The following is a 5314-nucleotide window of genomic DNA, read 5'->3' as shown; positions in this document are numbered from 1 at the left end:
GACCATTTCACGCCGTTCGTGTTCACGCAGCTGGAGGAACTCGGTCTCTGCGGGCGTGGCGAAGCGAAGGACTACGCCACCGTCGAGCGGCTATCGCTCGGCGGGGAACTGCCGATCAACACCAACGGCGGGCTGCTGGGCGAGGCCTACATCCACGGCATGAATGGCATCACCGAGGGCGTTCGTCAGGTGCGCGGCACCTCCTGCAACCAGGTCGACAACGTCGAGCATGTGCTGGTCACGTCGGGAACCGGCGTGCCCACGAGCGGATTGATCCTCGCGCCGGCCGATTGAGGCTTTGATGACCCAGGCTTCCGCGTTGACCCAGGCAAGCGATACCCGCGAGCTCATCGTCACGTCCGCGTATGCGTGTTTCCGCAGGCAGGGGCTGCAGAAGACAACGATTGTCGATATCGCCAAGGCCGCCAACGTTTCCCGGAGCACGATCTACGAATACTTCAGTGACAAGGGCGCCATTCTCGAGGCGTGTGCGGAGCACGCGTCCGAGCAGTTCTACCGCGAGATGTCCCAAGCAATGAGCCGGGGCGGCTCCCTCGAGGAAAAGCTGGGCTTTGCGGCGGTGTTCGTGACCCAGGCGCGAAAAGTCATCGCCTCCGGTAAGTACTTCGACGAAGATGCGATCAGCCTGCTGCTCACCAAAGATGCCGCCGTGCTGCTGCGTGAGTGCGTCGACTTCTTCGCCCCGTACCTGTCTGCCGCCAAGCTGACCGGCGAGGTTCGCAAAGACCTCGACGTGCAGGCCGCCGGTGAGTGGTTCGCGCGCATACTGTTTTCGCTATTCAGCACGCCCTCGTCAACGCTGGATATGGATAACCCCGACGTGGCAGCGGAATTTGTGCGCGCGCACGTGGTACGTGGATTCGCCGGCGATCGGCCGCGGCCAAGGCGCGCATAGCGATTTGCTATCCCGCCGGTGGCGGAGGAATCGGGAACTCTACGGGCGGCGCCCACTGCTGGGGCGGAGGCGGTGGCTCCTGCGCCGGCGGGGGCGGTGGAGGCCAACAGTGAGGTCTTCGAAGGTGGTGCCGGCGGGGCCGGCGGCAATGCCGGCATCCTCGCCGGTTCCGGCGGCTTCGGCGGGTCCGGTGGTACCGGTTTCGACGGCAACGGCGGGGCCGGCGGGAACGGCGGCAAGGCGGGGCTGATCGGCAAGGGTGGTGCCGGCGGTGCCGGCGGGTTTACCTTCCATGCAACCTCTGGTGACGGCGGCGACGGTGGCAATGCCGTGTTGATCGGCAACGGCGGCGACGGCGGCAACGGCGGGGGGCCCGGCGGCATTCACTTGGGCACCCCTGGCACCGGCGGTAATGGCGGGCTGCTGTTCGGCCTGAACGGGTTCGACGGGTCTTCCTAGGCGACGGCCGTCAGCGCCCGCGTTCAGCCAATGCCCGCAAGAAGAACGTCAGGTTGGCGGGGCGTTCGGCCAGCCGCCGCGTGAAGTACCCGTACCACTGGGTGCCGAACGGCACGTAAACGCGCACGCGGTTGCCCGCCCCTGCCAGCCGCAGCTGCTCGCCAGCCCGGATGCCGTACAGCATTTGGTATTCGAAATCGTCAGCGCCTCGGCCGGATTGGCAAGCGATAGCGGGAACCGCGCCGATGATCGCCGGGTCGTGCGAGGCGACCATCGGATAGCCCGAACCGGCCATCAGCACCCGCAGACAGTGCAGATACGACTCGGTGACCGCGGCCCGGTCCCGGTAGGCCACCGAAGCGGGTTCGTCGTAGGCGCCCCTGCAGAGTCGGATCCGGGCCCCGGACGCGGCGAACTCCTCGCAATCGCCGAGCGTACGCCGCAGGTAGGCCTGCAAAACCGTTCCCAGCCAAGGGAAGTCCGCGCGCAAGTCGCGCACGACCGACAGCGTCGAATCGGTCGTGGTGTGGTCTTCGGCATCCACCGTCACCCAGGCCCCCACCCGCTGCGCAGCCGAGCAGATCGACCAGGCGTTCTCCCGCGCGATCTTCTCGCCGTCCCGCTCCAGGGACTGCCCCAGCGCCGACAACTTCAGCGACACCTCCAGCGGCCGAACGCCGTCATCGGCGGGATCGCCCGAGCGGCCCAACTCCTCGATCAGGTCCAGGTAAACCTGCACCGCCGCGTCGGCGTCGTCGACGTCGGTGACATCCTCACCCAGATAGTCGATGCTGACATACCGGCCCGAACGACGAAGCGCGGCAACACTGTCCAGTGCACAGTCAATCGACTCGCCGGGCACGAATCGCTGCACAACCTTGCGCGTGACCGGCAACCGTTCGGCTGCGCGGCGCAATCCTTCCCTTTGACTGGCGGCCAGGATCACCGGCCGGAGGGTGTGCGCGAAAACCCCGGCCATCAGTCGACCGCCATGTGCGGATAGGTGTGCTGTGTCGCGGGGACGAACGTCTCCTTGATGGTGCGTGCCGACGTCCAGCGCAACAGATTCAGCACCGATCCGGCCTTGTCGTTGGTGCCCGAACCGCGCGAGCCCCCGAACGGCTGGCGCCCGACCACCGCCCCGGTCGGCTTGTCGTTGACGTAGAAGTTTCCGGCGGCGAACCGAAGCCGGTCCTGCGCCGTCAGCACGGCGTCACGATCGTCGGCGATGACCGCGCCCGTCAGCGCGTAACGAGACCCGCTGTCGATGACATCCAGGATTCGTTCGTACTGATCGTCGGGGTAAACGTGCACCGACAGCAGCGGACCGAAGTACTCGGTCGCGAACGCTTCGTCGGTCGCGTCGTCGGACAGCAACACGGTGGGACGCACGAAATAGCCGACGCTATCGTCGTATTCCCCTCCCACCGCGATGGTGACACCGGGTGCACCTTTCGCGCGCTCGATGGCGCTGACGTTCTTGACGAAGGCGCGCCGGTCGATCACGGCCCCGCCGAAGTTGGTCAGATCGGTGATGTCGCCGTAGCGCAGCCCGGCGGTCGCGCCCAGGAAGCTGTCACCCATGCGCTGCCACACCGAATGGGCGATGAATGCCCGCGACGCCGCCGAGCATTTCTGGCCCTGGTAGTCGAACGCCCCGCGAATCAGCGCCGTGCACAACACATCCGGACGCGCCGAGGCGTGCGCGACCACGAAGTCTTTGCCGCCGGTCTCGCCGACCAACCGCGGGTAGCTCTGGTAGTGGCCGATATCGGCGCCCACCCGCTGCCACAGGTGCTGAAAGGTGGCCGTCGATCCGGTGAAGTGGATGCCGGCCAGCCGTGGATCGGCCAGTGCCACATCGGAAACGGCAAACCCATCGCCGGTGACCAGGTTGATCACGCCGGGCGGCAGCCCCGCGGCCTCGAGCAGTTGCATCGTCAGATAAGCCGACAGGGTCTGGGTGATCGACGGCTTCCACACCACCGTGTTGCCCATCAGTGCCGGCGCGGTCGGCAGATTGCCCGCGATCGAAGTGAAGTTGAACGGCGTGATCGCGTAGACGAAGCCGTCCAGCGGGCGGTAGTCACTGCGGTTCCACTCGCCGGGTCCGCTGATCGGCTGCTGCGCCAGAATCTGACGTGCGAACGCCACGTTGAACCGCCAGAAGTCGACCTGCTCGCAGGGCGAGTCGATCTCGGCCTGGTAGGCGGACTTGGATTGGCCCAGCATCGTCGCTGCCGCGATCTTCTCCCGCCACGGCCCGGCCAGCAGGTCGGCGGCCCGCAGGAACACCGCGGCGCGTTCGTCGAAAGGTATTGCCGCCCAAGCGTTCTTCGCGACCATCGCGGCATCGATGGCCGCTGTCGCGTCGGCGTGGACGGCGTTGGTCAGGGTGCCCAGCTTCGCGGCGTGCCGGTGCGGCTGGACCACCTCGATTCGCTCGCCGTCGCCCATGCGGTGGTTACCGCCGATGACATGTGGCAGGTCGATGGGATGATCGGCGAGCGCCCCCAACTCGGCGAGTAAGCGAGCGCGTTCCGGGGAGCCCGGCGCATAGTCGTGGATTGGCTCGTTGGTCGGCGTCGGCACCTGGGTGATCGCGTCCATGTCTGTCAGGATCCCCGCGACGACACCCCATCTTGTTAGCCGATCAGACAAGAATCGATGGACTGAGTAGTACGATCGGACAATATGCGGGTTCCTGGTGTCGGGCTGGGTCAGCTGCTGCTCGCGCTGGACGCGACGCTGGTCAGCCTGGTCGACGCGCCGAGGGGGCTGGACCTTCCGGTGGGGTCGGCCGCGCTGATCGATTCCGACGATGTGCGGCTGGGCCTGGCGGCGGCAACGGGCTCGGCCGATGTCTTTTTCCTGCTTGGTGTCACCGACGGCGAGGCGCTGCGATGGATGGACAAGCAGGCGCGCGAGCGCATGCCGGTGGCGATCTTCGTCAAAGAGCCGTCGAACGCCCTGGTGACCACTGCGGTGGCCGGCGGGTCAGCGGTGGTGGCCGTGGAGCCGCGGGCCCGTTGGGAGCGGATCTACCAGTTGGTCAACCACGTGTTGGAGCATTACGGCGACCGCGGCGACCCGGTGGACGACTCGGGTACCGACCTCTTCGGCTTGGCGCAGTCGCTGGCCGACCGCATCCACGGCATGGTCAGCATCGAAAACGCCCAGTCGCACGTGCTCGCCTATTCGGCCTCCAACGACGAAGCCGACGAACTGCGCCGCCTTTCCATCCTGGGCCGGGCCGGGCCGCCCGAACATCTGAAATGGATCGGCCAATGGGGCATCTTCGATGCGCTGCGATCCAGCGGCGAGGTGGTGCGCGTTGCCGAGCGCCCGGAGTTGGGCCTGCGCCCGCGGCTGGCGATCGGGATCCATCAGCCACCGGCCGGTGCCCGCCGACCGGCGGTGCTCGCCGGCACCATCTGGGTGCAGCAGGGTTCGCAGCCGCTGGCCGACGACGCCGAGGAGATGTTGCGGGGCGCGGCGGTGCTGGCGGCCCGGATCATGTCCCGCCTGGCGGCCCGGCCCTCCACACACGCGCGGCGGGTGCAGCAACTTCTGGGCCTGAGCGATGGCGAGCCCGCCGACGTGGCCGCCATCGCGCGCGAACTCGGCCTGGCGGCCGATGGCGCCGCCGCGCTGATCGGTTGGGACACCCCGGACACCGCAGATACCGGGGACACGGGAGGCCGTCATGCCCGGTTGGCTGACGTATTGGCGTTGAGCGCCAGCGCTTTTCGCCATGATGCTCAGGTCGCGTCGCACGGCTCGCGAATCTATGTGTTGCTGCCTCAGACTCAGACCCGGTCGGTCACCTCGTGGGTCCGCGGCACGATCAGCGCACTGCGCACGGAACTTGGCGTCGAACTGCGGGCCGCTATCGCCGCACCGGTCGCCGGTCTGGCGGAGGTAGCCACGGCGCGCACC

Annotated in this window: 6 protein-coding genes; 4 read left to right on the top strand and 2 right to left on the bottom strand. The window is 67.4% G+C overall.

Annotated elements, in window-relative coordinates; all coding sequences use genetic code 11:
* The 3 genes from ACLP4W_RS27670 to ACLP4W_RS27660 form a co-directional block, all read left to right on the top strand.
* On the top strand, positions 1-294 hold a 294-nt coding region (locus ACLP4W_RS27670), incomplete at its 5' end, for a thiolase C-terminal domain-containing protein (RefSeq protein WP_442390559.1).
* A 7-nt stretch (positions 295-301) separates the two neighbouring features.
* Complete coding sequence (locus ACLP4W_RS27665) at positions 302-916, top strand: TetR/AcrR family transcriptional regulator (RefSeq protein WP_442390558.1); 615 nt, start codon at positions 302-304, stop codon at positions 914-916.
* A gap of 18 nt (positions 917-934) precedes the next feature.
* On the top strand, positions 935-1375 hold the full coding sequence (locus tag ACLP4W_RS27660; RefSeq protein ID WP_442390557.1) for a PE-PGRS family protein: 441 nt from the start codon (positions 935-937) through the stop codon (positions 1373-1375).
* A 10-nt stretch (positions 1376-1385) separates the two neighbouring features.
* On the opposite strand, the gene ACLP4W_RS27655 is transcribed toward ACLP4W_RS27660, so the two are convergent.
* The gene (locus ACLP4W_RS27655; protein ID WP_442390556.1) at positions 1386-2354 is read right to left on the bottom strand and encodes a proline dehydrogenase family protein; all 969 of its coding nucleotides are present in this window, start codon (positions 2352-2354) and stop codon (positions 1386-1388) included.
* Positions 2354-3985 (bottom strand): L-glutamate gamma-semialdehyde dehydrogenase, encoded by a 1632-nt coding sequence (pruA, locus tag ACLP4W_RS27650; RefSeq protein WP_442390555.1) that lies wholly within the window; start codon positions 3983-3985, stop codon positions 2354-2356. The genes ACLP4W_RS27655 and pruA overlap by 1 nt, the downstream gene beginning before the upstream one ends.
* A gap of 84 nt (positions 3986-4069) precedes the next feature.
* Here pruA and ACLP4W_RS27645 point away from each other — a divergent pair.
* Positions 4070-5314 (top strand): PucR family transcriptional regulator (locus ACLP4W_RS27645; RefSeq protein ID WP_442390554.1); only part of this gene is annotated, 1245 nt, incomplete at its 3' end.

Source organism: Mycobacterium sp., from assembly GCF_052145595.1.
In the GTDB taxonomy this organism is placed as follows: domain Bacteria; phylum Actinomycetota; class Actinomycetes; order Mycobacteriales; family Mycobacteriaceae; genus Mycobacterium.
This window is presented reverse-complemented; position numbering and strand designations above follow the sequence as displayed.

Bases quoted from the DNA above. Each gene is read 5' to 3' on its own strand.
- ACLP4W_RS27655 (WP_442390556.1), bottom strand. From the start codon at position 2,354: ATGGCCGGGGTTTTCGCGCACACCCTCCGGCCGGTGATCCTGGCCGCC.
- pruA (WP_442390555.1), bottom strand. From the start codon at position 3,985: ATGGACGCGATCACCCAGGTGCCGACGCCGACCAACGAGCCAATCCAC.
- ACLP4W_RS27665 (WP_442390558.1), top strand. From the start codon at position 302: ATGACCCAGGCTTCCGCGTTGACCCAGGCAAGCGATACCCGCGAGCTC.